This is a genomic window from Streptosporangium sp. NPDC049078 (assembly GCF_040648855.1).
Taxonomy (GTDB): Bacteria; Actinomycetota; Actinomycetes; order Streptosporangiales; family Streptosporangiaceae; genus Streptosporangium.
The window spans coordinates 193941-219062 of the sequence record NZ_JBEZEL010000017.1 but is presented as its reverse complement, the minus strand read 5'-3'; the positions used below and the strand labels follow the sequence as shown (position 1 = coordinate 219062).

The following is a 25122-nucleotide window of genomic DNA, read 5'->3' as shown; positions in this document are numbered from 1 at the left end:
CATGACCATCACGCACATCCAGTTGCTCTCCCTGCCCGTCGCCGACCAGGAGCGGGCGAAGAACTTCTACGTCGGCACGCTCGGCTTCGATCTCGTCTCCGACAATCCGATGGGGCCCGATCGGCGATGGGTGCAGGTGGCTCCCAAGGGCGCCGACACCGCCATCACGCTCGTCACCTGGTTCGACACCATGCCGCCAGGCTCGCTCAAGGGCCTGGTGCTCGAGACCGACGACCTCGACGGTGACGTGGCGGAGCTGAGCGGCCGCGGGGTGGCGATCGAGGGGGGCATCCAGCAGTCGCCGTGGGGGCGGTACGTCACCTTCGACGACCCCGACGGCAACGGGATCGTGTTGCAGACCACCGCGGTGAACGTGTCCGCCGGTGGCTGAGACGGATGTGTTCGCCGCGGTGGCCAACCCCACCAGGCGCCGGTTGCTCGGCCTGCTCCTGGACGGTGGCCCGCAGCCGGTCCAGGAACTGGCCGGCCACTTCGACATGCGCCGGCCGAGTCTGTCGGAGCATCTCAAGGTGCTCAAGGACGCCGGCCTGGTGGTCGAGCGCAGGGCCGGTCGGCAGCGGCTGTACTCGTTGAACTCCGAGCCGCTGCGAGAGATGTCGGAGTGGCTCACGCCGTACGAGCGGTTCTGGCGGGAGAGACTCTCCAGCCTTCGTGACCTTCTGGACGCCGAGGACGATGACTGACCCGACCCTGATCCAGACCGATCAGTATCTCGCCCACCCGCCCGCGCGGGTCTGGCGGGCGCTCACCGACACCGACCTGCTGGCGCGCTGGCTGATGCCCAACGACTTCAAGCCGGTCGTCGGTCACCGGTTCACCTTCAGGACCGAGCCGAAACCGAAACACGGCTTCGACGGCGTCGTGCACTGCGAGGTCCTCGACCTGGAGCCGGAACGCCTGCTGCGCCTGTCCTGGAGGGGCGGGAGGCTGGACACCACGGTGGTCTGGAGGCTGGAACCCGAAGGGCGCGGCACCCGGCTGTTCCTGGAGCACGCCGGGTTCGACCCCGACGATCCCGTCCAGCGGCGCACGCGCGCCATCCTCGATGGGGGGTGGCGCTCGCACGTCCTCCGTGCACTGAAGGAGGCGCTGGCGACCGGCTGATCCCGGCCGTTTCGGTCGTCGCGTTCTTCGGCAGGCGTGGCGCGAAAACATGACAGAGGATGTCCTGTTTTCGCGCCACGCTGATCTCATGACAAGAACGCTGGAAGGGAAGGTCGCCCTGGTCGCGGGGGCGACGAGGGGGACCGGGCGGGGCATCGCGGTGGAGCTGGGCGCGGCCGGTGCCACGGTCTACTGCACCGGGAGGAGCACGCGGGCACGACGCTCGGAAATGGGCCGCCCGGAGACCATCGAGGAGACGGCCGAGCTGGTGACCCGTGCCGGTGGGCGGGGCGTCGCGGTCCAGGTGGATCACCTGGAGTCGGAGCAGGTGCGCCTCCTGGTGGAACAGATCAGCAACGAGCAGGGCAAACTCGACATCCTGGTCAACAACGTCTGGGGCTCCGACTCGCTCACCGAGTGGCACGTCCCCGTCTGGAAACACTCTCTCGACGATGGTCTGCGCATCCTCCGGCTGGCGGTGGACACTCACCTCATCACCAGCCACCACGCCCTGCCCCTGCTGATCGAGAATCCCGGGGGCATGGTGATCGAGGTGACCGACGGCACCCTGGAGTACAACATTTCCAACTACCGGCTCTCGGCCTTCTACGACCTGGCCAAGATCTCGGTGAACCGCCTGGCGTTCATCCAGGGTCACGAGTTGCGCCCGCACGGCTGCGCCGCGATCTCGCTCACCCCCGGCTGGCTCAGGTCGGAGAACATGCTGGAACTCTTCGGCGTCACCGAGGAGAACTGGCGGGACGCCACTGCCAAACAGCCGCATTTCGTGATCTCCGAGACACCCGCCTACACCGGTCGCGCGGTCGTCGCCCTCGCCGCCGACGAGGACCGGATGCGCTGGTCGGGGCAGTCGGTGTCCAGCGGGCAACTCGCCCAGGTGTACGGCTTCACCGACGTCGACGGCAGCAGGCCGGACGCCTGGCGCTACATCGAGGAGGTCGAGAGCAAGGGGAAACCCGCCGACGCCACCGGCTACCGCTGACCGGCGCCGCGAGCGCCGGTTCGGCTCGCCGTGAGGGATCAGCGACCCCAGGGTGGGGCCGTAAGAGGTCAGCGGTTCGAAGGCCGGGCCCGTCGCGAGGGGGCGGTGCCCCCATGGTTGGAATCGTCGTGAGAGGTCAACGGCCCGGCGTGCCGGTGTCATCGGAGGAGCGGGGAGCGGAGTACAGGCCGTGCAGGCGGACGGCGGCCTCGGCGAGGCGGGCCCGGAGGCCGGGTGGGTCGACGACCTCGGCCTCCGGGCCGAAACCGAGGATCTGGGCGTAGGCGACCTCCGGCGACTCGACGGGCAGGCGGAACGTGACCCACCCCTGCTCGTCGGGCTCGCCGGCGGAGGCCAGGGCGGCGTCGAGGGCGGCGGGATCGGCGACGGAGGGGAGCGCGCGGAGGCCGGCGGGACTGAGCCGTACGGTGACGTGCGTGGTGAGCAGGGACCCGGCGAACCGCGCCACCCGCTCCGTCCAGAAGGCGGCGAGGTCGAAGGCGCCGTCCCGCTCGAAGCGCAGGTCCGAGTGGATCTGGACCTCGTCGAAGCGGTCGACCCGGTAGATGGCGAACCGGGTCGCCAGGTACCAGACTCCCGCCTTCAACACGAGCCCGTACGGCTCCAGGCGCCGGGCGGTGCCGGCCTGCCGGGTGTCCGCGGTCTGCTCTGCGTCCCCGGCCTGTCCGTCGCGCTCGGTCCACCCGTGGTCTCCGGACCGCGCGGTCCCTCCGCTCGGCCTGTCACGTTCACTCCGCCCGGTGTCTTCGGGGCGCCCGATCCGCCCGGTCTTCATGGTCTCGCCCGATGGCCCTGTCTGTTCGCCAGGGCGGTGGCGCGCGGCACGCCGGTAGAGGGCGGTGACCGGGTGATCGCCCCACACCGCCCTGGCCAGGGGCGCCAGCGCCTGCGGCGGAGGCCGCTCGCTCGCGAACCAGCCGGGGGCGTCCAGGTGGAAGCGCTGGGCCGCGGTCGCGGGGGCGTCGCGGAGGCCGGGAGAGAGCGCGGCCGCGGCTTTCAGCCGCGCCGTGGCCGCGACCTCGCTCAGCCCCATCTCCCGCAGGGCCTGGGGAACCCCCGACAGGAACAGTGCCTCCGCCTCGGCCCGGTCAAGGCCGGTGAGACGGGTGCGGTATCCGTCAAGCAGCCGGTAGCCGCCACCTCGCCCGCGGTCGGCGTACACCGGCACGCCGGCCTCGGAAAGGGCCAGCACGTCACGGTGGACGGTCCGCTCGGAGACCTCCAGTTCCCGGGAGAGCTCCGCCGCGGTCATCCCGCCCCGGCCCTGGAGCAACAGGACCAACGACATCAACCTGGCCGCACGCACCCTCCGACCCTAGCCCCGGTGACGGTGACGGTGACGGTGACGGTGACGGTGACGGTGACGGTGACGGCCGGAAGGGGAGCGGGTGGCGGGTGGACCGGACCGGGCGACGACCCGGCGGACAATCCGGCAATCCGGAATCCGGCTCGGTGTCGAGCCGCGAGTCTTTTGCATAGGTTTCATGGGGTTTTTGGCTCCTGCGGAGCGTCGAGGACCCGCCACCGTGTCACGTTGCATGATCGCGGTTGCCGCCGGTACTCTGGCCACATGCGACACCCGATTACCCTTCAGTGGTGGCGCCGCTTCTAGGCGGCGCAGGTTTCGCATTCGCGAGCAGACAAACGGCCGCCCGGGGAGGTGGCCTTTTCTGTGTCCGCCCCCTCAGGGCATCAGGGAAACAAGAGGGGCGATACCGCAGTGGAGACGAGCCGATATACCACCGCCGGCGGCATAGGGGTCGAGGTCACCGCGTCCGACGTGCCCGAGACGGTGCTTGAGGACGTCGTCACGACGCTCGGCGAGCGCCGTGGCGGAGTGCTCTCTTCCGGGATGGAGTATCCGGGCCGCTACAGCCGATGGCACCTCGCCTATGTCGACCCCTGCCTGGAGATCGTGGCCAGGGGACGCAGGATCTCCGCCCGCGCGCTGAACGCCCGGGGCAGGGTGGTCCTGCCCGCCGTCGTGTCCTGCCTGCTGGCGGCCGGCAAGCCCGTCGAGGAGCCGACGGCCGATCTCGTCGAGGTCTACGTGGCGGAGTCGGAGGACATCCTCCCCGAGGAGATGCGCAGCCGCCGTCCCACCGTTTTCACCGCGATCCGCGAGGTCATCGCCGTTTTCAAGGGAGAGAACGAGCATCTGGGCCTGTACGGCTCCTTCGGCTACGACCTGGCCTTCCAGTTCGAGCCGATCAGGCAGGTCCTGACCCGGGCCGCCGACCAGCGTGACCTCGTGCTCCACCTGCCCGACCGGGTGATGGTGATCGACCGCAAGAGGGAGACCAGCAAGGAGTTCCGCTACGAGTTCACCGTGGACGGCGTATCCACCCACGGGCTCGAGCGCGAGGGGGAGGTCGTGCCGCTGCCCGCGCTCCCGTCCGAGCTTCCCGCCGACCCGGAGAAGGGCTCCTACGCCAAGGTCGTGGCCGCGGCCAAGGAGAAGTTCGTCCGCGGTGACCTGTTCGAGGTCGTCCCCGGCCAGGTCTTCCACGCCCCCTGCACCGACCCGGCCGCCTTCTACCGGGGACTGCGCACGGTGAACCCGGCGCCGTACGAGTTCCTGTTCAACCTCGGCGAGGGCGAGCACCTGGTCGGTGCCTCACCGGAGATGTACGTCCGGGTCAGCGGCGACCGCGTCGAGACCTGTCCCATCTCCGGCACCATCGCCCGAGGCGGCAATCCCATCGAGGACGCCGACGCGATCCGGACCCTCCTGTCCAGCGTGAAGGAGGAGTCGGAGCTGACCATGTGCACCGATGTGGACCGCAACGACAAGTCCCGCATCTGCGTGCCGGGGACGGTCCAGGTGATCGGCCGGCGTCAGATCGAGATGTACTCCCGGCTCATCCACACCGTCGATCACATCGAGGGCCGGCTGCGTCCCGAGTTCGACGCCCTGGACGCCTTCCTCACCCACATGTGGGCCGTCACCGTCACGGGAGCCCCCAAGAACTGGGCGATGCAGTTCATCGAGGACCACGAGGAGACCACGCGACGCTGGTACGGCGGGGCGGTCGGCTACATCGGCTTCGACGGCTCGATGAACACCGGCCTGACCCTGCGCACCGCGCAGATCCGCGGCGGCGTGGCCACCGTGCGGGCCGGGGCCACACTGCTGTTCGACTCCGACCCCGAGGCCGAGGAGCGGGAGACCGAACTCAAGGCCAGCGCCCTGCTGGGCGCCCTGGCGGCGGTCGGCGCGGTCCCGCAGGAGCGGACCGAGACGAAGGCGGCCGCGGAGCTGCCGGGAAGCGGCATGAAGGTGCTCCTCGTCGACTACGAGGACTCCTTCGTCAACACCCTCGCCGACTACTTCCGTCAGCAGGGGGCCGAGGTCGTCACACTCAGGCACGGCTTCCCCGTCACGATGATCGACGAGCTGGACCCCTCTCTGGTGGTGCTGTCGCCCGGCCCCGGCTGGCCCTCCGACTTCGGCCTGCCCGCCCTGGTCGGCGCCCTCTACGAGCGTGATCTACCGGTGTTCGGCGTCTGCCTCGGCCTGCAGGGCATGGTGGAGCACGCGGGTGGCACCCTCGAACTGCTGTCCTACCCCGAGCACGGCAAGCGCGGTCAGGTACGGAGGGTGGGCGCGAGCGCCCTGCTCGACGGGCTCCCCGAGGAGTTCACCGCCGCCCGCTACCATTCGGTCCACGCCAAGCAGCCGGGCGTCGCCGGGTTCACCGCCACCGCGTTCACTCCGGACGGCGCGGTGATGGCGATCGAGGACGTCGAGCGACGCCGCTTCGCGGTGCAGTTCCACCCCGAGTCGATCCTCACCGCGGGGGGAGGCGCGGGAGCGAAGGTCATCGCCAACGTTCTTCGGCTCTGCCGCAAGAGCGGGTAAAGAACCCGTGCTTCGCGCCCGGCGAGCACGCCGGGTGACCCTAGAGTTCCCCTCGTCGTGGAGATCGCGGGCGTACCGGGGCCGGTCTCGGCCGGTACGCCTGTGGCGGGGAGGAGCGGGCATGAGGTCGGACGGTGTGCTGCCCGTCGAGTTACCCGACGCCGTGCGGGAGGCGCTGCTGGCGCCGCTGGTCGACCACAACTGCCACGGCGTGCGCCGCGACGACCTGACCCGGGCCCGGTTCGAGACGCTGCTCACCGAAGCGGGAACCCCGGCGCCGCCGGGCACCACCCACTTCGACACCCCCGCGGGCGCCGCGGTCCGCCGCTGGTGCGCCCCCGTCCTCGGTCTCGCCCCGCACGTGCCGCCCGCCGTCTACCTGGCCCGCCGGATGGAACTCGGCGCCGATGAGGTGAACCGGCGGCTGCTGGGCGCCGCGGGAATCGCCACCTTCCTGTTCGACGGCTTCGACGGCTCCGACACTTTCGACGGTTCCGGCGACTCGGGCGGACCGAAGGGCCCCGGTGGCCCGGATCGTCGGAACCGTTTCGGTGTGCCCGAGGTGTTGCCACCTGCCGAGATGGGCCACGCGGGCGGCGCGGAGACCGCGTGGGTCGTTCCCATCGAACGGGTCGAGGCGGAGGTCGCGGGAAGCGCCGTCTCGGGAGTCTCCTACATCTCCGCCCTCGCCCAGAACCTCGCGGGACGGGCCGTCCGCGCGGTCGCCCTGAAGTCGGTCACGGCCCACCGGTCAGGCAGGCGTCTCGATCCGGCCAGGCCGAGCCGGGGAGCGGTGATCGCGGCGGCCACCCGGCGGCTGGCCTGCCCCGGGGAGAGGCTCACCGACCAGGTGCTGCTGCGCCACCTGCTCTGGACGGCCGTCGACGTGGCCAGGGAGTACGGGCGGCCGCTGCAGTTTCACACCGGTCTCGCTCGCCCCGGCGGCGGTGCGCGCCGCGACACTCACCTGGGACGCGGTGGCCGGATCACCTCCGGCGGTCACGAGGCCCACGGTGGTTTCGGTACCTCCGGCGGTCACGCCGGAGGTGTCCCCGGCCCGCACGACGCGGGTCCGGCGCCGGTGGCCGGCTTCATCATGGCCGTGCAGCCGGTGGGCGTCCCCGTCGTCCTGCTGCACTGCCACCCGTTCCATCGCCAGGCGGCCGGGCTGGCGGGGGTCCTTCCGCACGTCTACGTCGACGTGGGGGCGGCCCTGACCCGCAGTGCCACGGGCTCGGCGGCGGTCATGGCGGAACTGCTGGAGCTCGTGCCGTTCCACAAGCAGCTGTTCGGTTCCGGTGGCCACGGCGTGGCGGAGACCTGTCACCTCGGCGCCCTGCACTACCGGCGCGGCCTGGCGGGGGCGCTCGCCGCGAGACTGGCCGACGGCGAGTGGAGCGTCGCCGACGCGGCCCGGGTGGCCCAGATGATCGGCTCCGGCAACGCGCGCCGGATATACCGGTTGTGACGGGTGCCCGGCCCAGGGGCGGATGGGCCCCTGGAATAATGGGGCGACTGTTGGTGCGACGAGGGGGAGCCAGTTGACGGGCGATGGGGCAGAGGCACGCTTTCTTGACGACGTGACCGTGGAGCTGGTCAAGCACAGCGCCTCCGACACCGACGTGCTCTGGGCCGCGCGGGTGTCGACCGCCGGGGAGCAGTCCCTGGAGGAGATCGGCAAGGACCCCGAGCGTTCGAAGGGGCTGATCAATTTCCTGATGCGCGACCGGCACGGCAGTCCGTTCGAGCACAACTCGATGACCTTCCTCGTCAGCGCTCCGATCTTCGTCTTCCGTGAGTTCCACCGGCACAGGGCGGGATGGTCGTTCAACGAGGAGAGCGGGAGATATCGCGAGCTTCGTCCGGTCTTCTACGTGCCGGGCCACGACCGGAAGCTGGTGCAGAAGGGCAAGCCGGGGCAGTACGTCTTCGCCGACGGTGACGCCGGGCAGCACAAGCTCGTCACCGAGGTGATGGAGTCGTCGTACCGGAACTCTTATGCCGCCTACCAGGAGATGCTGGAGGCCGGGATCGCGAGGGAGGTGGCCAGGGCGGTGCTGCCCGTCGGTCTCTTCTCGTCGATGTACGCCACCTGCAACGCGCGCTCGCTCATGCACTTCCTGTCCCTGCGTACCAAGAACGAGCAGGCCAGGGTGCCCTCGTTCCCGCAGCGCGAGATCGAGATGGTGGCGGAGAAGATGGAGGCGGCCTGGGCGGAGCTGATGCCCCTCACGCATGCGGCCTTCGTGGCAGCGGGCAGGGTCGCTCCCTAGCCCGCCTCAGCCCGTCGTCTCCGGGGAGCGGGAGAGGACGGGCAGGACGAAGATCTCGGCACCGGGAGGCAGCGCGCAGTCGAGGCCGCCATGGTGCCGGGCGTTCTCCCCGCAGACGAACATGCTGATATGGCGGCGGATGCCCCCGTAGTCGTCGCGGAGCCGCTGCTCCAGGAACGGGTGCGTGCGGCGGAGCATGTCGAGGGCGGAGCCCAGCGTGGGGTGTCCGTCGTCGCGGTCGGCGATCGCGAAGACGCGGATCTCGGTGGTCTCGCCCGCCCAGTGGCGCAGTGTGGCGGGAAGCATGAAGGTCACGAGGGTGACGGGTCTGGCCATCGGCTCAGAGCACCGTGACGTGCGAGGCGGGCACGGCCGGGGGCCGAGGGGGGAGCTCACCCCGGTCCGCGGAGGGCCGCCGCCGGTGGAGGGGACCGGGGACGAGGGCGTGCGGACGGGCGGTCCCGGCCGGAGGGCCGGACGGACGGCGACGGTGGCGGACGGGGCCGGCCGGGCTGCCGGGCGAGTGACGATGACGGCGGACGGGTCCGTGCGGGTGGCGGTCGAGAGGGGGGCACGGGCTGGGAGGGGGGCCCTCGTGCATGACCATCTCCTTTCGGATCGGGCCTCATGCTGCCATGTCACGCCGCGTCCCGCCGTGCTCTATGAAATTTGCGTGATCAATTTGGGGTGTTAGTCGCGAATGTCGCTCAAGGATCCCCCTCCACGGTGTCCCGGTGGATATGGGCCGGAGGCATTCCGCCCCGCTGGAGCCTGCGGACGGTCTCGTTGACCATGGCGACCGGGCCGCAGACATAGGCCTCGTGGTCGGCCCACGAGTGGAACCGCTCCATCACCTCGGAAAGACGGCCCCGCATGCCGGCGTACCCCCGCTCCTCGGAGACCACGGGCAGCACCCGCAGCCACGGGAAGGCCGACTCCATCCGCCGTAGGTCGGTCAGGTCGTAGAGTTCGGCGGCCGTGCGGGCTCCGTACAGCAGGTGGATGTTGGGGCGGCGCCCGGAGTCGATCAGGTGCTCCAGGATCGCCTTGATCGGGGCCAGGCCGGTGCCGCTCGCCACGCACAGGATGTCGCGTCCGGAGCCGGAGGGCACCATGGTGCCGATCGCGGGGCCCAGCGTCACGGTGTCACCGATCCGGGTGTGCCTGACCAGCGTGGTGGAGACCCAGCCACCGGTGATCGCGCGGACGTGCAGACGGACGGTGTTGTCGTCCCGGGGTGCGTTCGCGATGGAGAACGCGCGCCAGACGCGTGGCCAGCGCGCGGTCTGCACGTTGACGTACTGGCCGGGCACATAAGGCAGCTCCTGGCCGGGCCGCAGGGTGATCACCGCGATGTCCGGGGTGCGGAGCTCGTGGTCGATCACCTCGGCCGGCCACCAGGCGGGCGACACTCCCGCGTCCGACTGGGCTGACTCGATCATGAGATCGGCGGCGGCGGCGTACGCGGCCACCCACGCCGCCTCGATCTCGGTGTTCCAGACCTCGGCGGCGAAGCGCCGGATCGTGGCGAGGAGCGCGTTGCCGACCGCGGTGTAGTGCTCGGGGACCACCCCGTACTTGCGGTGGTCGCGGCCGAGCTGGCCGAGGAACGACGCCATGCCGCCGGGGCTGTCCAGGCTCCAGACGATCCTGGTCAGCGCGCTGAACAACCGGTCGCGCTGGATGTCCATCGCCGGGGGGAACATCGCCCGCAGGTGCGGGTTCTCGGCGAACAGGCGCCCGTAGAAGTATGCCGCGGCCTTGTCCGCGACGGGTTCGACGACGGCGAAGCTTTCCTTGACAAGACGCGGATTCAAAGACATTTAAAGAACCCACCCTAATTGACCGGCTCAAAGTCCGATCACGCAGATCCACCTCCCTGACGGCTCCGGGTGAAGAGTGACCTGGAGCCCCGGCTCGCCCGGTCACTCGAATTCGAGTCTTCCATCACCTAGTGGGCCTCACAACCGTTTCCCGGCAATATAGCGGGAAATCTAACTATCGGTAATTGGAGAGTTATTTTGGGTGACTGGTTAATCTGTGGAGAGCTGGATAAACGAATAATAATCACATTCGTTTTGAAGGTGAAATTTACTATTCGTACGATTTCTCATCACGGCGGGGTTCCGAGGGGTTGGGCGGCGGGAAGCCCTCCGGCGGTGAGGGGTGGGGAGGCCCGGCGAGACGACACTGATACCTCGGATGTGTGACATGACCGAAATAGAGTGCGCCATGATAGGGAAGCTGTTGAAGATGGGATCGGTGCTGTCCGAAACAGGTGGCGCCACCTCGTGCACGCCCCCCTGGAGAACGCATGCCCCAACCCTTGATCGGTATCACCACCTACCTTGAGGCCGCCCGCTGGGGCGACTGGGTCAGGGAGGCCGTCCTGTCGCCGACCTCCTACGCGCGGGCCGTCGAGAAGGCGGGGGGCGCCCCGGTGCTGCTGCCCCCGCTCAACCTCGGCGGGATCGACGACTACGTCCGCGGCCTGTCCGGTGTGATCCTCGCCGGAGGGGGCGAGCTCGATCCCTCCCTGTACGGGGCCGCCCGCGAGGAGCGCGTCGGTGACCCGCAGCCGCACCGCGACCGCTTCGAGTTGGCGCTGGCCCGCGCCGCAGTCAAGGCCGACCTGCCGCTGCTCGCCTCGGGGCGGGGCATGCATGTCCTGAACGTCGCCCAGGGCGGGAACCTGATCCCCTGGCTCCCCGAGGTGGTCGACCACGACCGTCACGCCGCCTCCACGGCGCACCGCGTCCAGATCAGCGTCTCCAGCAAACTCGGCAAGACGCTGGGCGACAAGGCCGAGGTGACCGCCTCCCATCACCAGGCCGTCAAGCGGCTGGGCACCGGTCTGCTCGCCGTGGCGTGGGCCGACGACCAGATCGTCGAGGGCGTCGAGCTGGAGGGGCACAGGTTCGGCATCGGTGTGCAGTGGGACCTCGCGCGAGCCGGGGACAACCGGCTCGTCGAGGCCCTGGTCGAGGCCGCCGGATCCTGACACCGTCGCGCGGACGTGACGTCCCGCGTGATCGCCCCGGTGCGCCGGTCGTTCCCGACGCCGTCGCGCGGACGTCACCCGCGAGAACGGGCGATGCGACGCGCCGCTGACGCGCGCCGCCGCCGCGCCCGGGTCCCGCCGTGCCGGGGACGACGCGGGTAGGGTGCCGATCATGCCGTTGCACCCGCAGGCCGAGGCCTACCTGAAGCTCTTCCAGACAGACCTCGGTGCCCCTCTCTCCACTCTCACCCCCGAAACGATCGCCGAGCTGCGGACCCTCGACGCCTTCGCCGAGCAGCGCGGTCCGATCATTCCCCTGCCGATGGTGAGGGACGACGTCGCCGCGGGGGTGCCGGTCCGCGTCTACCGGCCACGGGAGGGCGACGACCCCCTCCCCGCGCTCGTCTACTTCCACGGCGGAGGCTGGGTCTTCGGAAGCGTCGAGCGCAACGACGCGCTCGGCCGCGACCTCGCGGTACGCAACGGGGCGGTCGTGATCTCGGTCGACTACCGGCTCGCGCCCCACCATCCCTTTCCCGCGGCGGCCGACGACGCGTGGAGCGTCGTCCAGGACCTCTTCGCCCGTCCCGGCGCCTACGGGGCCGACCCCGGGCGCATCGCGGTCTGCGGCGACAGCGCCGGGGGCAACGTCGCGGCCGTCGCCGCCTGGCGGGCCAGGGACGCCGGGCTCGGGCTCGCCCACCAGCTGCTCGTCTACCCGGTGACCGACGTGGCCATGGACACCGAGAGCTACCGCACCTACGCCACCGGATTCGGGCTCGGGGCCGATGAGATGGCCTGGTTCGTCACGCAGTACGGAGGCGACCCGGCCGACCCCCGGCTCGCCCCGGCCCGGCTGGCCGACAAGTCCGGCCTGGCTCCGGCGACGGTGATCGTCGCCGAGTGCGACCCGCTCTGCGACGAGGGCGAGGAGTACGCCGCCCAGCTCGCCGAGGCCGGAGTGCCGGTCGATGTGAGGAGGTACGAGGGGGCCATCCACGGTTTCTTCGGCCTGCCGGGCTTCTTCGACCAGGCGACCGAGGCGCGCGAGTACGCCGCGGCCCGTCTCGCGGAGGCATTCCGGTGAGCGGCGCCGCCCCTGCCCCCGTACGGCGGGAGCGTCCGCCGCGACCCGGTCAGAAACTCCTGGGCAGCCCGAGCACCTGGGTGGCCAGATAGTTGAGCAGGAGTTCCTCGGTGACGGGGGCCACCCTGCCGATGCGGGCGTCGGCCAGCAGGCGGGCCACCGGATACTCCAGCGAGTAGGCCATGCCGCCGTGCGTCTGGAAGGCGTGGTCGGCCGCCTCCCACGCGGCCTGTGAGGCGGTCAGTTTGGCGATGTTGGCCTCGGTGCCGCAGGGCAGCTGCCTGTCGAACAGCCACGCGGCCTTGTAGAGCATCAGCCTGGCCAGCTCGATCTTGGCCTTGACCTGGGCGAGGGGGAAGGCGATGGCCTGGTTGGCGCCGATCGGGCGGCCGAAGACCTCGCGCTCCCTGGCGTACCGCACGGCCACCCCCAGCGCCACCTCGGCGCCGCCGAGGGCGGAGGCGGCCAGCAGGACGCGCTCGGGGTTGAGGATGTCCCACAGCACCAGCGCGCCCTGGTCGACCTCGCCGACGACGTTTCTCTCGGGGACCCGCAGATCGTCGATGAAGACCATGTTGGACGGGGTGGTGTTCGCGCCCATCTTCGGGATCGGCCGGAAGGACAGCTGCCCGGCGGCGACCGCCTCGGGGACGTTCACCAGCAGGACGGTCAGGCCGTTGGAGCGAGGACTGGCCTCGGCGGCCGGGATGGTCCGGGTCACGAGGAGCATCCAGGTCGCCCGCTGCACCCCGGTGATCCAGATCTTCTGGCCCTGGACGACGAACTCCGCACCGTCGCGGCGGGCGAAGGTGGAGATGCCAAGGGCGTTGGACCCGGCGTCGGGCTCGGTCAGGGCGAAGCAGGTCTCCAGCTCGCCGGTGGCCAGCCTGGGCAGCAGCTCCTCACGCTGCCGGCCGCTGCCGTGCCTGGCGAGGGTCATGGCGCCGAACCCCGGGGTGAGCACGTAGGTGAACGCCGAGCCGCCCGCCGAGCCGGAGGCCGACAGGGTCTCGGTGGCCACGGCCAGCTCCAGCAGGCCCTGCCCGCCGCCGCCGTACTCCTCGGGCACGGCCAGGCCGAGCCAACCGCCCTTCGCCAGATCCTGCCAGACCTCCTCCGGCCAGCGCTTCTCGCTCTCGCACCGCTGCCAGTAGTCCAGGTCGTAGCGGGCGCAGATGTCGCCGATGCCGCGCTGCACGGCGAGGGCGCTCTCGGGGAGGGTGAAGTCCACGATGATCAACTCCATCGTTCTCGGCGGGGGACTGCCGCGGAAGTGTGAGTCTGCGGCTCCGTCGGCTCCGCTGGCTCAGGATTCCGAGGCGGGAAGGCGCGGCCTGCGCGCGTGGTAGACGAAGGCCGGCGGCACGTTCCCCCACACCGTCCGGCCCACGACGACCTCCTCGAAGGTGTCGGCGAGACGCTTCCTGAAGCGCCGTGCGGGGGGAAGGCGCTTGGCGAAGCTGTACGCGAAGGTGGTGAAGGCCGTGTGCGGGCCCATGATCGCGGTGACCGCCTCCAGCAGGCGGGCCTGTGTGTCCGCGGAGAAGGCGGCCCACGGCAGCCCGCTCACGATCGCGTCGGCCTTGGACAGGCCGCGCTCCTGGAGCAGCTGCGGCAGCCGCGCCGCGTCGTCGACCACGACGTCCACCCCGGGGTTTCCCGCGGCGAGGAACTCGGCCAGCCTCGGGTTGATCTCGACGGCCATGTGGTGTCCCCGGCCGCCCAGCCGGCGCTGGATCTCCGCCGTGAACGCGCCGGTGCCGGGACCGAGCTCGACGATCACCGGATCTCCCCGGAGGGGAACGGGCGAGGCCACCGCCTCGGCGAGCCGCCGCGAGCTCGGCGCCACCGCTCCGACGGTGCCCGGCGAGCGGAGCCACTGTCCCAGAAAGAGCGCGGTGTCATTGGTCATGGTCTGAAGCGTAGGGGAATCCGCCAGGCGGTGGATCCGTAGGTCATTCCCCAGGCTGACGACCCGGCCGTGCCTCCGCGGTCACGATGTGCTTCGAACCACTCGCTTTTCATCTTTCATCTGAGGAAGGACACATCTCATGCAGGAGGTCGTCACCCAGCCCGATCCGACGCGGGGCCGTCAGGTATCCACGGGCCTGCTGTACGGCGTCCGCGTCCTCGTCGTCGCCCAGGCCGCCGGACTCGTCGTCGCCGCCTCGTTCGCAGGCCAGGCCGTACAGGGCGGGGGAGAACTCGGCGAGACCCACGTCATGGCCGGGATGGTGGTGCACCTGATCGCCCTGCTGCAGATCGTCGCGGCCGTGCTGGTCTGGCGTCCGGGACGGGGGGCGGGCTGGCCCGCGCTGGCCAGTCTCGGCCTGTTCCTGATCGGCATGGGCCAGCACTTCAGCTGGGACGCGCTCGGCACCCACGTGCCCAGCGGTCTCGCCCTGTTCGGACTGACCGTGGCGGTGCTCATCTGGGCGTGGTCGCCCCGCGCCACCGAGCGCCGGTCCTGAGACGTGCGCCCTCCCCGCATCCCCTCGGTGGCGCCGGACACAGTAGTGTCACCATCAGGTGCGGGGAGGGAGTTCAGCCGGTGGGTCCGGAAGAATCGGGGGCTGAAGATCGAATTTGGACGGTTCCCAACGCGCTGAGCCTGGCCAGGCTCCTGGGGGTGCCGGTCTTCCTCTGGCTCGTGCTGGGGCCGAAGGCCGACGGCTGGGCCGTCGCCCTGCTCATGCTGGCCGGATTCTCCGACTGGCTCGACGGCAAGATCGCCCGTGCCTGGAACCAGACCAGCAGGCTCGGCCGCCTGCTCGACCCGCTGGCCGACCGGCTCTACATCCTGGCCACCCTGTTCGGCCTCGCCATGCGCGAGATCATCCCCTGGTGGCTGGCGCTCGCCATCCCGCTGCGCGACGTGATGCTGCTGGGCATCCCGCTCATCCTGCGCCGTCTCGGATACGGTCCGGCACTGCCCGTGCACTTCCTCGGCAAGGCCGCCACCGCGAACCTGCTCTACGCCTTCCCCCTGCTCTTCCTGGCCCATCACCCCTCCTGGTACGCCGAGGCGGCGGGGATCGTCGGCTGGTCCCTCGCCATCTGGGGCACAGGTCTGTACTGGTGGTCCGGAGTGCTGTATTGGGTACAGGTGCGTCAGCTGACCAGCGAGGCCAAACGCCTTAAGAGGTGATCTGTGAAGGCCGTCGTCATGGCGGGCGGGGAAGGGACACGGCTCCGGCCGATGACCGCGAACCAGCCCAAGCCTCTCCTGCCCGTGATCAATCGGCCGATCATGGAGCATGTCCTCCGCCTGCTGAAACGGCACGGTTTCACCGAGACGGTGGTCACCGTGCAGTTCCTGGCGGCTCTGGTCAGAAACTACTTCGGCGACGGCGACGAGCTCGGCATGAGCCTGCACTACGCCACCGAGGACACGCCGCTCGGCACCGCGGGCAGCGTCAAGAACGCCGCCGACCGGCTCCGTGACGACCGCTTCCTGGTCATCTCCGGCGACGCGCTGACCGACATCGACCTGAGTGACATGATCCGCTTCCACCGCGAGAACGGCGCGATGGTCACGATCGGGCTCAAGCGCGTCCCCAACCCGCTGGAGTTCGGCATCGTCATCGTCGACGACCAGGGCAGGGTGGAGCGCTTCCTGGAGAAGCCGACCTGGGGCCAGGTCTTCTCCGACACCGCCAACACCGGCATCTACGTGATGGAGCCCGAGGTCCTCGACGAGATCGCGGCCGGGGAGTCCGTCGACTGGTCGGGCGACGTGTTCCCCAGGCTGCTGGAGCGCGGCGCCCCGCTGTACGGCTACGTGGCCGACGGCTACTGGGAGGACGTGGGCACCCACGAGAGCTACCTCAAGGCCCAGGCAGACGTCCTGTCGGGGCGGGTCAAGGTCGACATCGACGCCTTCGAGGTCTCGCCGGGCGTCTGGGTGGCCGAGGGGGCCTCGGTCGACGCCGACGCCGTCCTCAAGGGCCCCCTCTACATCGGCGACTACGCCAAGGTCGAGGCGGGGGCCGAGCTGCGCGAGTACACCGTGCTCGGCAGCAACGCGGTGGTCAGGGAGGGAGCCTTCCTGCACCGCGCGGTCGTCCACGACAACGTCTACGTCGGGCCCAGCGCCCACCTGCGCGGTTGCGTGATCGGCAAGAACACCGACCTGATGACCGCGGCCAGGGTCGAGGAGGGCGCCGTCGTCGGAGACGAGTGCATCATCGAGGCCGAGGCGTACATCTCCTCCGGCGTCAAGATCTACCCGTTCAAGACCATCGAGGCCGGGGCGGTGATCAACAACAGCGTCATCTGGGAGCCGCGCGCCCAGCGCAACCTGTTCGGCCCTCGGGGGGTGTCGGGGCTGGTGAACGTTGAGATCACCCCCGAGTTGTGCGTACGGCTGGCCAGCGCGTACGCCACCACCCTGAAGAAGGGCGCCTCGGTCATCACCTCCCGCGACTCCTCCCGTGCCGCGCGGGCACTGAAGCGGGCGGTGATCAGCGCCCTGAACGCGAGCGCGATCAACGTGCTCGACCTGGAGGCGTCCCCGCTCCCGGTGGCCCGCTTCCACACCGCCAGGGAGAACGCCGTCGGCGGCATCGCGCTGCGCACCACCCCCGGCGACCCGCAGAGCGTCGACATCGTCTTCATGGACGAGCACGGCGCGGACCTGTCCCCGGCGGCCCAGCGCAAGCTGGACCGGGTCTTCTCCCGGCAGGAGTTCCGCCGCGCCTTCCCCGGAGAGATCGCCGAGCTGAGCTTTCCGGCCAGGGCGGTGGAGGACTACACGCACGAGCTGCTGCGCCTGGTCGACATCAGCGGGGTGCGCGACGTCGACATGAAGGTCGTGGTCGACTGCGCGGGAGGCACCTCCTCGCTGGTGCTGCCCAGCCTGCTGGGCCGGGTCGGGGTGGACGTGCTGACCGTCAACAACCGGCTGGACGACGCCTCGCCCACCGAGACCCTCGCCGAGCGCCGCCGTGATCTGCAGCGCCTCTCAGAGCTCGTCAGCTCCTCCAGGGCGGCCTTCGGGGTGCGCTTCGACCCGGTGGGGGAGCGGGTCGCGCTGGTGGACGAGATGGGCCAGCTGATCAGCGAGGAGCGCGCCCTGCTGGTCGTGCTCGACCTGGTCGCCGCCGAGCGGCGCGGCGGCAGGGTGGCGCTGCCGGTCACCACCACCCGGGTGGCGGAGCAGGTCTGCAGGTTCCACGGCGTGCAGGCCGAGTGGACCTCCACCGCGATCGACGCGCTGACCACCGCGGCCAGAGGGCCGGAGACGATCTTCGCGGCCGACGGGCGCGGAGGTTTCATCGTGCCCGAGTTCGGGCCCACGGTGGACGGCCTGGCGGTGTTCCTGCGCCTGCTGGGCCTGGTCGCCAGGACCAGGCTCTCGCTCAGCCAGATCGACGCCAGGATCCCCGAGGCCAAGCTGCTGCGCCGGACCGTGCCGACCCCGTGGGCCGCCAAGGGCGCGGTGATGCGCTCGGTCATCGAGGCCGCCGAGCACTACCGCATCGACACCACCGACGGGGTCCGGGTCGTCGCCGAGGACGGCAGCTGGGCCCTGGTGCTGCCCGACCCGACGGAGGCGGTCACCCACCTGTGGGCCGAGGGCTTCGACGTCGACTCCGCGCAGACCCTGATCGAGCACTGGGCGCGGGTGGTCGAGGACGCCGCGGGCGGCTGAAGGGCACAGCCGGGCACAGACGGGCACAGACGGGCGCAGCTGGGCCCAGCCGGGCACCGGGGGAGAGGAGCAGGTCGTGAGCGAGGACCGTGAGCCGAGCGGAGCGGGAAAGCCGGGCGGGCAGGGAGGAGGATGAGCGCTCGGGGCGAGGGGTCGCGACAAAACACAGCGCGGCGCCATGGACCGGAGACAGTGCCCCACTGTAACTTTGTCACCGACCGTACCCGCGGTTCAGCGTCAACCTTGACCTTCGCGCCTCATCACTGTATGTTGCGGCATTCGCAGTCCGAGAAAACACTTGAGAAGCGAAGAAGCGAGGCGCGCATCACTGAGCACCGTTGCCGCGTCTTCGCGGTAGGAGGCCGAGCCGATCGATGCCGAGCGTCTACTGCACGCAGTGCGGTCATGCCAACCCTGAGGATGCCCGTTTCTGTTCACGATGCGGGTCGCCGCTTACCAAAGCCGAGACCGCCGGAGACAGCACATCGACGATCTCCCTCTCCGGGATCGAGGCATATGAGGCGGAGACAGGTGAGACGCTTCTCGCCGAACGGCAGGCCGTCGAGCAGTTGCCCCCGGGCACCGCGTTGCTGGTCGCGATGCGCGGCCCCAACGCCGGCAGCCGGTTCCTGCTCGACAGCGATCTCACCACCGTGGGCCGCCATCCGGAGAGCGACATCTTCCTCGACGACATCACGGTCTCGCGCCGTCATGTGGAGTTCTACCGGCGCGGCGGCGGGGTCTTCACCGTCCGTGACGTCGGCAGCCTCAACGGCACGTACGTGAACCGCGAGCGCATCGAGGAGGTCCCGCTGTACGGCGGGGACGAGGTGCAGATCGGCAAGTTCCGCCTCGTCTTCCTCACCCGCGGCGCCGCTGGAGGATGATGAGCTCGCAGGCCGCTCGTGCGCACATGAGCATCGGGGAGGTGCTCGCCCTCCTGCAGGGCGAGTTCCCCGACGTCAGCATCTCCAAGATTCGTTTCCTGGAGGGCGAGGGGTTGATCGAGCCGGAGCGCAGTCCCTCCGGTTACCGCAAGTTCAGCTACGCCGACGTCGAGCGGCTCCGTTACATCCTCAGCGAGCAGCGTGACCGCTACCTGCCGCTGCGAGTGATCAAGGATCATCTGGAGGCGGCCGATCGCGAGGAGCGCCCGGCCGCCCGGCCGCGCGCCGTCCCCGACGAGGCGCCTCCCGAGCTCAGGCTCACCCGCGAGGAGCTGATCGCCGCCGCCGAGCTCGACGAGGAGACCCTCGCCGAGCTTGAGGACTACGGCCTGCTGGCCGCGGTGGCCCGCTACTACGACGCCGAGGCGCTGGCCGTGGCCCGCAGCGTCGGAGCCCTCGCCGCCTTCGGCCTGCGCGCCCGCCACCTGAGGGCGGTCAAGGCCGCGGCCGAGCGCGAGGCGGGCCTGGTGGAGCAGGCCGTCGCCCCGCTGCTGCGCCGTCGCGGGCCGGGCGCGATCGACCAGGCCGACGAGACGGCGAGGGAGATTTCCGGCCTGCTGCTGGAATTGCACGCCTCGCTGCTGCGTTCCGGCGTGCGTGGGGCTCTGGGTCGGTGAGAGCCTGACCAGGCACTCGTACCCCCACGAGTGTTACGTTGAACAAACCGGTCGGAATCCAGCGAAGACGGAGCAGCCCGTGTTGCAGATGGAGGTCGTGGGCGTTCGAGTTGAAATGCCCTCCAACCAGCCGATCGTCTTGTTGAAAGAGACGCATGGGGAGCGTTACCTGCCTATCTGGATCGGCATGACAGAGGCCACGGCGATCGCCATGGCCCAGGCCGAGGAACCACCACCCCGGCCGCTCACTCATGACCTGTTCCGTGACGTGCTCGAAGGGCTCGGAGTCCGGCTGAGCACGGTCAACATCGTCGCCCTGCGCGACGGCATCTTCTTCGCCGATCTCGTGTTCTCCAACGGGGTGGAGGTGAGCGCGCGTCCCTCGGACTCGATCGCCTTGGCACTTCGCACCGGCGCACGTATCTTCGCGAGTGAGGACGTGGTCCGGGAGGCGGGGGTGATCATCCCCGACGACCAGGAGGACGAGGTGGAGAAGTTCAGGGAGTTCCTTGACACGATCACGCCCGAGGACTTCGGCCGCGCGGGGTAGGAATTTCGGTGCATTTACGCTTCACGACGCGCCGAGTGGGGTCGTTGACTGGACTTGGCCCCAGTCCTACGGTGCATGTGAACCCTGCGGCCGTGCGTAAACCCCCAGATCAGGCCGTGGGATGAGAGAAAGCCGGAGGTCCGCGTGGCGGTCAGCAGCGGCGAGGGTAGAAACGCCGATCAGGATGACCCGAAACGGCGCCAGTCGGCACGTCAGCGCGCGGGTGAAGAGGGTCTGCTGTTCGACGGGCAACCGGTGAAGGTGCCCGCCGACATCGGCTACCGGGGCCCGACGGCCTGTTCCGCGGCCGGCATCACCTACCGGCAACTCGACTACTGGGCGCGCACCGGCCTCGTCGAGCCCACCGTGAGAGCCGCCCACGGATCCGGCTCCCAGCGCCTTTACGGCTTTCGCGACATCCTGGTGCTCAAGGTCGTCAAACGGCTCCTCGACACCGGCGTCTCCCTCCAGCAGATCCGCATCGCCGTGCAGCACCTGCGCGACCGGGGCGTCAACGACCTGGCCGGGATCACCCTGATGAGCGACGGGGTGAGCGTCTACGAGTGCACCTCGCCCGACGAGGTGATCGACCTCCTCCAGGGCGGCCAGGGAGTCTTCGGCATAGCACTGGGACGGGTGTGGCAGGAGGTGGAGGGCTCCCTCGCGGATCTGCCCGGCGAACGTGCGGAGTCGAGCGAGGGCCCTTTAGGCGATCATCAGGCCGATGAGCTGGCCCGCCGTCGCAGAGCACGACGAACCGGGTAAACTCGGACTCGCTGCTGACCCTGTGCGGGAGAGACCCCGACAGCGAGCGGGGCGCCGAAGGAGCAACCTCCCCGGAATCTCTCAGGCACCCGGTACCGCACGGACGAGGCAACTCTGGAAAGCAGGCGCGCCGGCCAGGCGCGACTCACCGACGGTGCAAGCCTCCCGTCACGGGTAGGTGAAGCTCTCAGGTCACGACGCGTGAGACGGTCGTGATGACAGAGGGGGAGACCAGGCATACGCCCGCGCCCAGCGCCGGTCTCCACCCCGTCCCGGGAGGCTTCACCATGACCGACCTGTCATCGCTCAGCGAACTCGGCTCCCTGCCGTTCTCCACCCGCCACATAGGGCCGGACGACGCCGGCCAGACCCGCATGCTGGAGGCGGTCGGATTCGCCTCCGTGGCCGACCTGGTCGCGGTGGCCGTGCCCGAGGCGATCCGCTCCGCGGGGCGGCTGAGCCTGCCCCCGGCGGCCGGGGAGTCCGAGGCCCTCGCGGAGCTTCGAGTCCTCGCCGGGCGCAACACCGTGCTCACCTCGATGATCGGCCTGGGCTACCACGACACGATCACTCCGGGCGTCATCCGCCGCAACCTCCTGGAGAACCCCGGCTGGTACACCGCGTACACGCCCTACCAGCCGGAGATCTCCCAGGGCCGTCTGGAGGCCCTGATCAACTTCCAGACCGTCGTCTCCGACCTGACCGCCCTCGACGTCGCCGGTGCCTCCCTGCTCGACGAGGCCACCGCCGCCGCCGAGGCGATGACCCTGGCCCGCCGCGCCGGCCGCGGCCCCTCGAAGGTGTTCGTGGTCGACGCCGACGCGCTGCCGCAGACCAAGGCGGTGCTGCGCACCCGCGCCGAGCCGCTCGGCATCGAACTGGTCGAGAGCGACTTCACCGCCGAGCTTCCCGAGTGCTTCGGGGTGCTCGTGCAGTATCCCGGCGCCAGCGGCAGGATCCGCGACTTCCGCGCCGTCGCCGACGCCGCCCACGCGCGCGGCGCCCAGGTGGTCGCCGCCGCCGACCTGCTCGCCCTCACCCTGCTGGCCGCGCCGGGCGAGCTCGGCGCCGACATCGCCGTCGGATCCTCGCAACGCTTCGGCGTCCCCCTCGGCTTCGGCGGCCCCCACGCCGCCTACATGGCGGTCCGCGACGGTCTCCAGCGCCAGCTGCCGGGCCGCCTGGTGGGCGTCTCCCAGGACGCCGACAAACGCCCCGCGTACCGGCTCGCCCTCCAGACCCGTGAGCAGCACATCCGCCGCGAGAAGGCCACCAGCAACATCTGCACCGCGCAGGTGCTGCTCGCCGTGATCGCCGGCATGTACGCCGTCTACCACGGCCCCGAGGGCCTGCGCAGGATCGGACGGCGCACCCACAGGCACGCCGTCGTGCTCGCCGAGGGCCTGCGCCAGGGCGGTGTCGAGGTCGTGCACGACACCTTCTTCGACACCGTGCTCGCCAGGGTGCCCGGCCGCGCCGAGGAGATCGTCGCCACGGCACGCGAGAACGGCGTCAACCTGCGCCTGGTCGACGCCGACCACGTGGGCGTCACCTGCGACGAGAAGACCGAGCCGCTCCACCTGGAGCAGGTCCTGGCCGCCTTCGAGATCAGCGGCGCCGTGCTGGCCGACCTCGACGCCGCCGCCCACGACGCGCTGCCCGCCGCGCTGGCGCGGGTCAGCGACTACCTGACCCACCCGGTCTTCCACAGCCACCGTTCCGAGACGGCCATGCTGCGCTACCTGCGAAGGCTCCAGGACAAGGACATCGCGCTCGACCGGTCGATGATCCCGCTGGGCTCCTGCACCATGAAGCTCAACGCGACCACCGAGATGGAGCCGATCACCTGGCCGGAGTTCGCCGGGCTGCACCCCTACGCGCCCGAGGACCAGGCCGCGGGCCACATCGAGCTGATCGGGGAGCTGGAGCGCTGGCTCGCCGAGGTCACCGGCTACGACGCCGTGTCGCTTCAGCCGAACGCCGGCTCGCAGGGGGAGTTCGCCGGGCTGCTGGCGATCCGCGCCTACCACACCGCGCGCGGAGAGTCGGGCCGCGACGTCTGCCTGATCCCCTCGTCCGCGCACGGCACCAACGCCGCGAGCGCCGTCATGGCCGGCATGCGCGTGGCCGTGGTCGCCTGCGACGACAAGGGCAACGTCGACCTCGACGACCTCGTCGCGAAGATCGACAAGCACCGCGAGCAGCTTGCCGCGATCATGGTGACCTACCCGTCCACGCACGGCGTGTACGAGGAGACGATCGTCCGGATCTGCGAGCTGGTGCACGAGGCCGGCGGGCAGGTCTACGTCGACGGCGCCAACCTCAACGCGCTGGTCGGCCTGGCCAGGCCGGGGGAGTTCGGGGCGGACGTCTCCCACCTCAACCTGCACAAGACCTTCTGCATCCCGCACGGCGGCGGTGGCCCCGGCGTCGGCCCGGTCGCGGTCCGCGCCCACCTGGCCGACTATCTGCCCGGCCATCCGCTGCGTGAGGGTACGGCGGTCGGCCCGGTCTCGGCCGCGCCGTACGGCTCGGCGGGCATCCTGCCCATCTCCTGGGCCTACATCCGGATGATGGGCGCCGACGGCCTGAAGGCGGCGACCGAGCAGGCCATCCTGTCGGCCAACTACCTGGCCCGCAGGCTCAGCCCCCACTACCCGGTCCTCTACACCGGCCGCGGCGGCCTCGTCGCCCACGAGTGCATCGTCGACCTGCGCCAGATCACCAAGGAGACCGGGGTGACGGTCGACGACGTGGCCAAGCGCCTCATCGACTACGGCTTCCACGCCCCGACCATGTCCTTCCCCGTGGCGGGAACGCTGATGATCGAGCCGACCGAGAGCGAGGACCTGGCCGAACTCGACCGGTTCTGCGAGGCGATGATCTCGATCCGCGAGGAGATCGCGAAGGTCGCCTCCGGCGCGTACGACAGGACCGACAACCCGCTGCGCAACGCCCCGCACACGGCCGACAGCCTCGTCGTCGACGAGTGGGCCCACCCCTACAGCCGCACCGAGGCGGCCTACCCGCTGCCGTCGGTGCGCGAGGGCAAGTACTGGTCGCCGGTCCGCCGTATCGACCAGGCCTACGGCGACCGCAACCTGGTCTGTTCCTGCCCTCCCCTGGAGGCGTACGAGGACTGATCCCGCCGGCCTCGTGGACATCGCGCGAGAGCCGGGAAACCCACGCGAACCGTGATATCCGCCGGGAATGCGGGGGGACGGACGAGGCCCCGAGTCGTTAGGCTCGGGGCGTCTCCGTATCCGGAAGGATCATGCATGCCTGAGGTGGACACCCGTCCCTTGGACGCCGCGCGAAGACTGGCCGAGTCGGGCGATCTCGACGGCGCCGCCACGATCTTCGCTGAGCTGGTCGCCGATCCCGACGAACCCGACAGGGCCCAGGCGGCGGTGGGGCTCGCGGTGGTGCTCGAGGAGAGCGGAGACGTGCCGGGCTCCCGCGCGGCCGCGCGCACCGCGCTGGCGACCGGGCACCCGGAGTTCGCCGCCCAGGCCGCCTGCCTGCTCGCGGGGAGCTTCGAAAGGGAGGACCTGGCGGAGCAGGCCCGCGCCGCCTGGCAGGCCGCGCTGGGTGTCGGCCATCCCGCCTATGTCCCGCTGGCGCACATGGCCCTCGCGCGGCTCGCCACGGGCGAGGAGGAGGCCGAGCGGTCGCTTCGCGAGGCGCTCGCCACCCGTGACCCGGAGATCGCTCCTCGGGCCGCTCAGCGGCTGGCGGAGGTGTTCCTTGAGGAGGGCGAGCCGGCCGAGGCCGCGCAGGTGCTCCTGGAGGCGCTCTCGGTGCCGGAGGCGGCCGAGGTGCCGAGACTGAGGGTGATGCTCGGCATCGCTCATCTGGAGATGGCCTGCGCCGAGTTCTCCGGCGCGATCGAGGAGGGCGGAGACGTGGAGACCGGTGCGCTGGCCATCGAGCTCCTGGCGCGCACCCTTCCGCTCAGGGGGCGCGACGAGGACGCCGAGCGGGTGTGGCGCTACGGTCTGGACAGCGCCGACGAGGACCTCGCCGGTGAGGTCCGCCTGCGCCTCGACCGGGATCTCTGAGGTCCGGCGACTTCGGGGGCCGTGCGCGGAGCGGCGGTCGCCCTGTGGGCGGACGTCGGGCGGACGCCGGGCCGATGGGGCCGGGCCGGACACTGTCCGGGAGTGGCGGATCCACAGGGGACCACAGGGGAGGTGTCTCCCCGTTCCCGCGGCGCCC

23 protein-coding genes and 1 riboswitch are annotated in these 25122 nt (G+C 70.4%); of the genes, 18 read left to right on the top strand and 5 right to left on the bottom strand.

The window, feature by feature from the left end; translation table 11 throughout:
* Position 1 precedes the first annotated feature (1 nt).
* The 4 genes from AB0B90_RS28595 (at position 2) to AB0B90_RS28580 (ending at position 2128) form a co-directional block, all read left to right on the top strand.
* The gene (locus AB0B90_RS28595; protein ID WP_350947131.1) at positions 2-391 is read left to right on the top strand and encodes a VOC family protein; all 390 of its coding nucleotides are present in this window, start codon (positions 2-4) and stop codon (positions 389-391) included.
* Positions 384-704 carry a metalloregulator ArsR/SmtB family transcription factor gene (locus AB0B90_RS28590; RefSeq protein ID WP_350947132.1) on the top strand — a complete coding sequence of 107 codons (321 nt, stop codon included), beginning with the start codon at positions 384-386 and terminating at the stop codon, positions 702-704. Before AB0B90_RS28595 ends, AB0B90_RS28590 begins: the two co-directional genes overlap by 8 nt.
* Entirely contained in the window at positions 697-1125 is a 429-nt protein-coding gene (locus AB0B90_RS28585) for an SRPBCC domain-containing protein (RefSeq protein WP_362925756.1), read from the top strand. Before AB0B90_RS28590 ends, AB0B90_RS28585 begins: the two co-directional genes overlap by 8 nt.
* An 88-nt stretch (positions 1126-1213) precedes the next feature.
* A complete protein-coding gene (locus AB0B90_RS28580) occupies positions 1214-2128 on the top strand; it encodes an SDR family oxidoreductase (protein WP_362925754.1) in 915 nt (304 codons plus the stop codon).
* A gap of 136 nt (positions 2129-2264) precedes the next feature.
* Here the strand turns inward: AB0B90_RS28580 and AB0B90_RS28575 are convergent, their stop codons facing one another.
* Positions 2265-3455, bottom strand: a complete 1191-nt coding sequence (locus AB0B90_RS28575) for a WYL domain-containing protein (protein WP_350947135.1) — start codon at positions 3453-3455, stop codon at positions 2265-2267.
* A gap of 414 nt (positions 3456-3869) precedes the next feature.
* Here AB0B90_RS28575 and AB0B90_RS28570 point away from each other — a divergent pair, with 414 nt between their 5' ends.
* The 3 genes from AB0B90_RS28570 (at position 3870) to thyX (ending at position 8284) form a co-directional block, all read left to right on the top strand.
* Entirely contained in the window at positions 3870-6011 is a 2142-nt protein-coding gene (locus AB0B90_RS28570) for an anthranilate synthase component I (protein WP_350947136.1), read from the top strand.
* Between the two features lie 121 nt (positions 6012-6132).
* Positions 6133-7479: an amidohydrolase gene (locus tag AB0B90_RS28565; protein ID WP_350947137.1), complete on the top strand. Its 1347-nt coding sequence runs from the start codon at positions 6133-6135 to the stop codon at positions 7477-7479.
* 112 nt (positions 7480-7591) lie between these two features.
* Positions 7592-8284, top strand: a complete 693-nt coding sequence (gene thyX, locus AB0B90_RS28560; protein WP_350947138.1) for an FAD-dependent thymidylate synthase — start codon at positions 7592-7594, stop codon at positions 8282-8284.
* A gap of 6 nt (positions 8285-8290) precedes the next feature.
* Here the strand turns inward: thyX and AB0B90_RS28555 are convergent, their stop codons facing one another.
* Entirely contained in the window at positions 8291-8620 is a 330-nt protein-coding gene (locus AB0B90_RS28555) for a hypothetical protein (protein WP_350947139.1), read from the bottom strand.
* A 371-nt stretch (positions 8621-8991) separates the two neighbouring features.
* Positions 8992-10107, bottom strand: coding sequence for a globin domain-containing protein (locus AB0B90_RS28550; protein WP_350947140.1), 1116 nt, complete (start codon positions 10105-10107; stop codon positions 8992-8994).
* 491 nt (positions 10108-10598) lie between these two features.
* On the opposite strand from AB0B90_RS28550, the gene AB0B90_RS28545 reads away from it, so the two are divergent.
* Both AB0B90_RS28545 and AB0B90_RS28540 read left to right on the top strand, forming a co-directional pair.
* Positions 10599-11285 (top strand): gamma-glutamyl-gamma-aminobutyrate hydrolase family protein, encoded by a 687-nt coding sequence (locus AB0B90_RS28545; protein ID WP_350947141.1) that lies wholly within the window; start codon positions 10599-10601, stop codon positions 11283-11285.
* A gap of 172 nt (positions 11286-11457) precedes the next feature.
* Positions 11458-12372 (top strand): alpha/beta hydrolase, encoded by a 915-nt coding sequence (locus AB0B90_RS28540; RefSeq protein ID WP_362925749.1) that lies wholly within the window; start codon positions 11458-11460, stop codon positions 12370-12372.
* A 49-nt stretch (positions 12373-12421) separates the two neighbouring features.
* Here the strand turns inward: AB0B90_RS28540 and AB0B90_RS28535 are convergent, their stop codons facing one another.
* Both AB0B90_RS28535 and AB0B90_RS28530 read right to left on the bottom strand, forming a co-directional pair.
* Positions 12422-13603: an acyl-CoA dehydrogenase family protein gene (locus AB0B90_RS28535; protein WP_350947143.1), complete on the bottom strand. Its 1182-nt coding sequence runs from the start codon at positions 13601-13603 to the stop codon at positions 12422-12424.
* Positions 13604-13678: 75 nt separating this feature from the next.
* Positions 13679-14284, bottom strand: coding sequence for an rRNA adenine N-6-methyltransferase family protein (locus AB0B90_RS28530; RefSeq protein ID WP_350947144.1), 606 nt, complete (start codon positions 14282-14284; stop codon positions 13679-13681).
* A 139-nt stretch (positions 14285-14423) separates the two neighbouring features.
* Here AB0B90_RS28530 and AB0B90_RS28525 point away from each other — a divergent pair, with 139 nt between their 5' ends.
* From AB0B90_RS28525 to AB0B90_RS28485, 9 genes are all read left to right on the top strand, one after another.
* Positions 14424-14843: a hypothetical protein gene (locus AB0B90_RS28525; RefSeq protein ID WP_362925746.1), complete on the top strand. Its 420-nt coding sequence runs from the start codon at positions 14424-14426 to the stop codon at positions 14841-14843.
* An 80-nt stretch (positions 14844-14923) separates the two neighbouring features.
* Entirely contained in the window at positions 14924-15520 is a 597-nt protein-coding gene (locus tag AB0B90_RS28520; protein WP_350947146.1) for a CDP-alcohol phosphatidyltransferase family protein, read from the top strand.
* 3 nt (positions 15521-15523) lie between these two features.
* Positions 15524-18025, top strand: a complete 2502-nt coding sequence (locus tag AB0B90_RS28515; RefSeq protein ID WP_350947147.1) for a mannose-1-phosphate guanyltransferase — start codon at positions 15524-15526, stop codon at positions 18023-18025.
* Between the two features lie 374 nt (positions 18026-18399).
* Positions 18400-18912: an FHA domain-containing protein gene (locus AB0B90_RS28510; protein WP_350947148.1), complete on the top strand. Its 513-nt coding sequence runs from the start codon at positions 18400-18402 to the stop codon at positions 18910-18912.
* Positions 18912-19589, top strand: a complete 678-nt coding sequence (locus tag AB0B90_RS28505) for a MerR family transcriptional regulator (protein ID WP_350947149.1) — start codon at positions 18912-18914, stop codon at positions 19587-19589. The genes AB0B90_RS28510 and AB0B90_RS28505 overlap by 1 nt, the downstream gene beginning before the upstream one ends.
* 79 nt (positions 19590-19668) lie before the next feature.
* On the top strand, positions 19669-20139 hold the full coding sequence (locus tag AB0B90_RS28500; protein ID WP_326639501.1) for a bifunctional nuclease family protein: 471 nt from the start codon (positions 19669-19671) through the stop codon (positions 20137-20139).
* A 144-nt stretch (positions 20140-20283) separates the two neighbouring features.
* A complete protein-coding gene (locus AB0B90_RS28495; protein WP_350947150.1) occupies positions 20284-20904 on the top strand; it encodes a MerR family transcriptional regulator in 621 nt (206 codons plus the stop codon).
* A gap of 15 nt (positions 20905-20919) precedes the next feature.
* Positions 20920-21012, top strand: a riboswitch (glycine riboswitch).
* A 179-nt stretch (positions 21013-21191) separates the two neighbouring features.
* Positions 21192-24047 carry an aminomethyl-transferring glycine dehydrogenase gene (gene gcvP, locus AB0B90_RS28490; protein ID WP_350947151.1) on the top strand — a complete coding sequence of 952 codons (2856 nt, stop codon included), beginning with the start codon at positions 21192-21194 and terminating at the stop codon, positions 24045-24047.
* A gap of 135 nt (positions 24048-24182) precedes the next feature.
* The gene (locus AB0B90_RS28485; RefSeq protein WP_362925743.1) at positions 24183-24965 is read left to right on the top strand and encodes a tetratricopeptide repeat protein; all 783 of its coding nucleotides are present in this window, start codon (positions 24183-24185) and stop codon (positions 24963-24965) included.
* The last annotated feature ends 157 nt before the right edge of the window (positions 24966-25122 follow it).

Coding starts and splice junctions, on each gene's coding strand:
- AB0B90_RS28595 (WP_350947131.1), top strand. CDS start 2: ATGACCATCACGCACATCCAGTTGCTCTCCCTGCCCGTCGCCGACCAG.
- AB0B90_RS28585 (WP_362925756.1), top strand. CDS start 697: ATGACTGACCCGACCCTGATCCAGACCGATCAGTATCTCGCCCACCCG.
- AB0B90_RS28580 (WP_362925754.1), top strand. CDS start 1,214: ATGACAAGAACGCTGGAAGGGAAGGTCGCCCTGGTCGCGGGGGCGACG.
- AB0B90_RS28565 (WP_350947137.1), top strand. CDS start 6,133: ATGAGGTCGGACGGTGTGCTGCCCGTCGAGTTACCCGACGCCGTGCGG.
- AB0B90_RS28555 (WP_350947139.1), bottom strand. CDS start 8,620: ATGGCCAGACCCGTCACCCTCGTGACCTTCATGCTTCCCGCCACACTG.
- AB0B90_RS28550 (WP_350947140.1), bottom strand. CDS start 10,107: ATGTCTTTGAATCCGCGTCTTGTCAAGGAAAGCTTCGCCGTCGTCGAA.
- AB0B90_RS28545 (WP_350947141.1), top strand. CDS start 10,599: ATGCCCCAACCCTTGATCGGTATCACCACCTACCTTGAGGCCGCCCGC.
- AB0B90_RS28540 (WP_362925749.1), top strand. CDS start 11,458: ATGCCGTTGCACCCGCAGGCCGAGGCCTACCTGAAGCTCTTCCAGACA.
- AB0B90_RS28530 (WP_350947144.1), bottom strand. CDS start 14,284: ATGACCAATGACACCGCGCTCTTTCTGGGACAGTGGCTCCGCTCGCCG.
- AB0B90_RS28525 (WP_362925746.1), top strand. CDS start 14,424: ATGCAGGAGGTCGTCACCCAGCCCGATCCGACGCGGGGCCGTCAGGTA.
- AB0B90_RS28510 (WP_350947148.1), top strand. CDS start 18,400: ATGCCGAGCGTCTACTGCACGCAGTGCGGTCATGCCAACCCTGAGGAT.
- AB0B90_RS28505 (WP_350947149.1), top strand. CDS start 18,912: ATGAGCTCGCAGGCCGCTCGTGCGCACATGAGCATCGGGGAGGTGCTC.
- gcvP (WP_350947151.1), top strand. CDS start 21,192: ATGACCGACCTGTCATCGCTCAGCGAACTCGGCTCCCTGCCGTTCTCC.
- AB0B90_RS28485 (WP_362925743.1), top strand. CDS start 24,183: ATGCCTGAGGTGGACACCCGTCCCTTGGACGCCGCGCGAAGACTGGCC.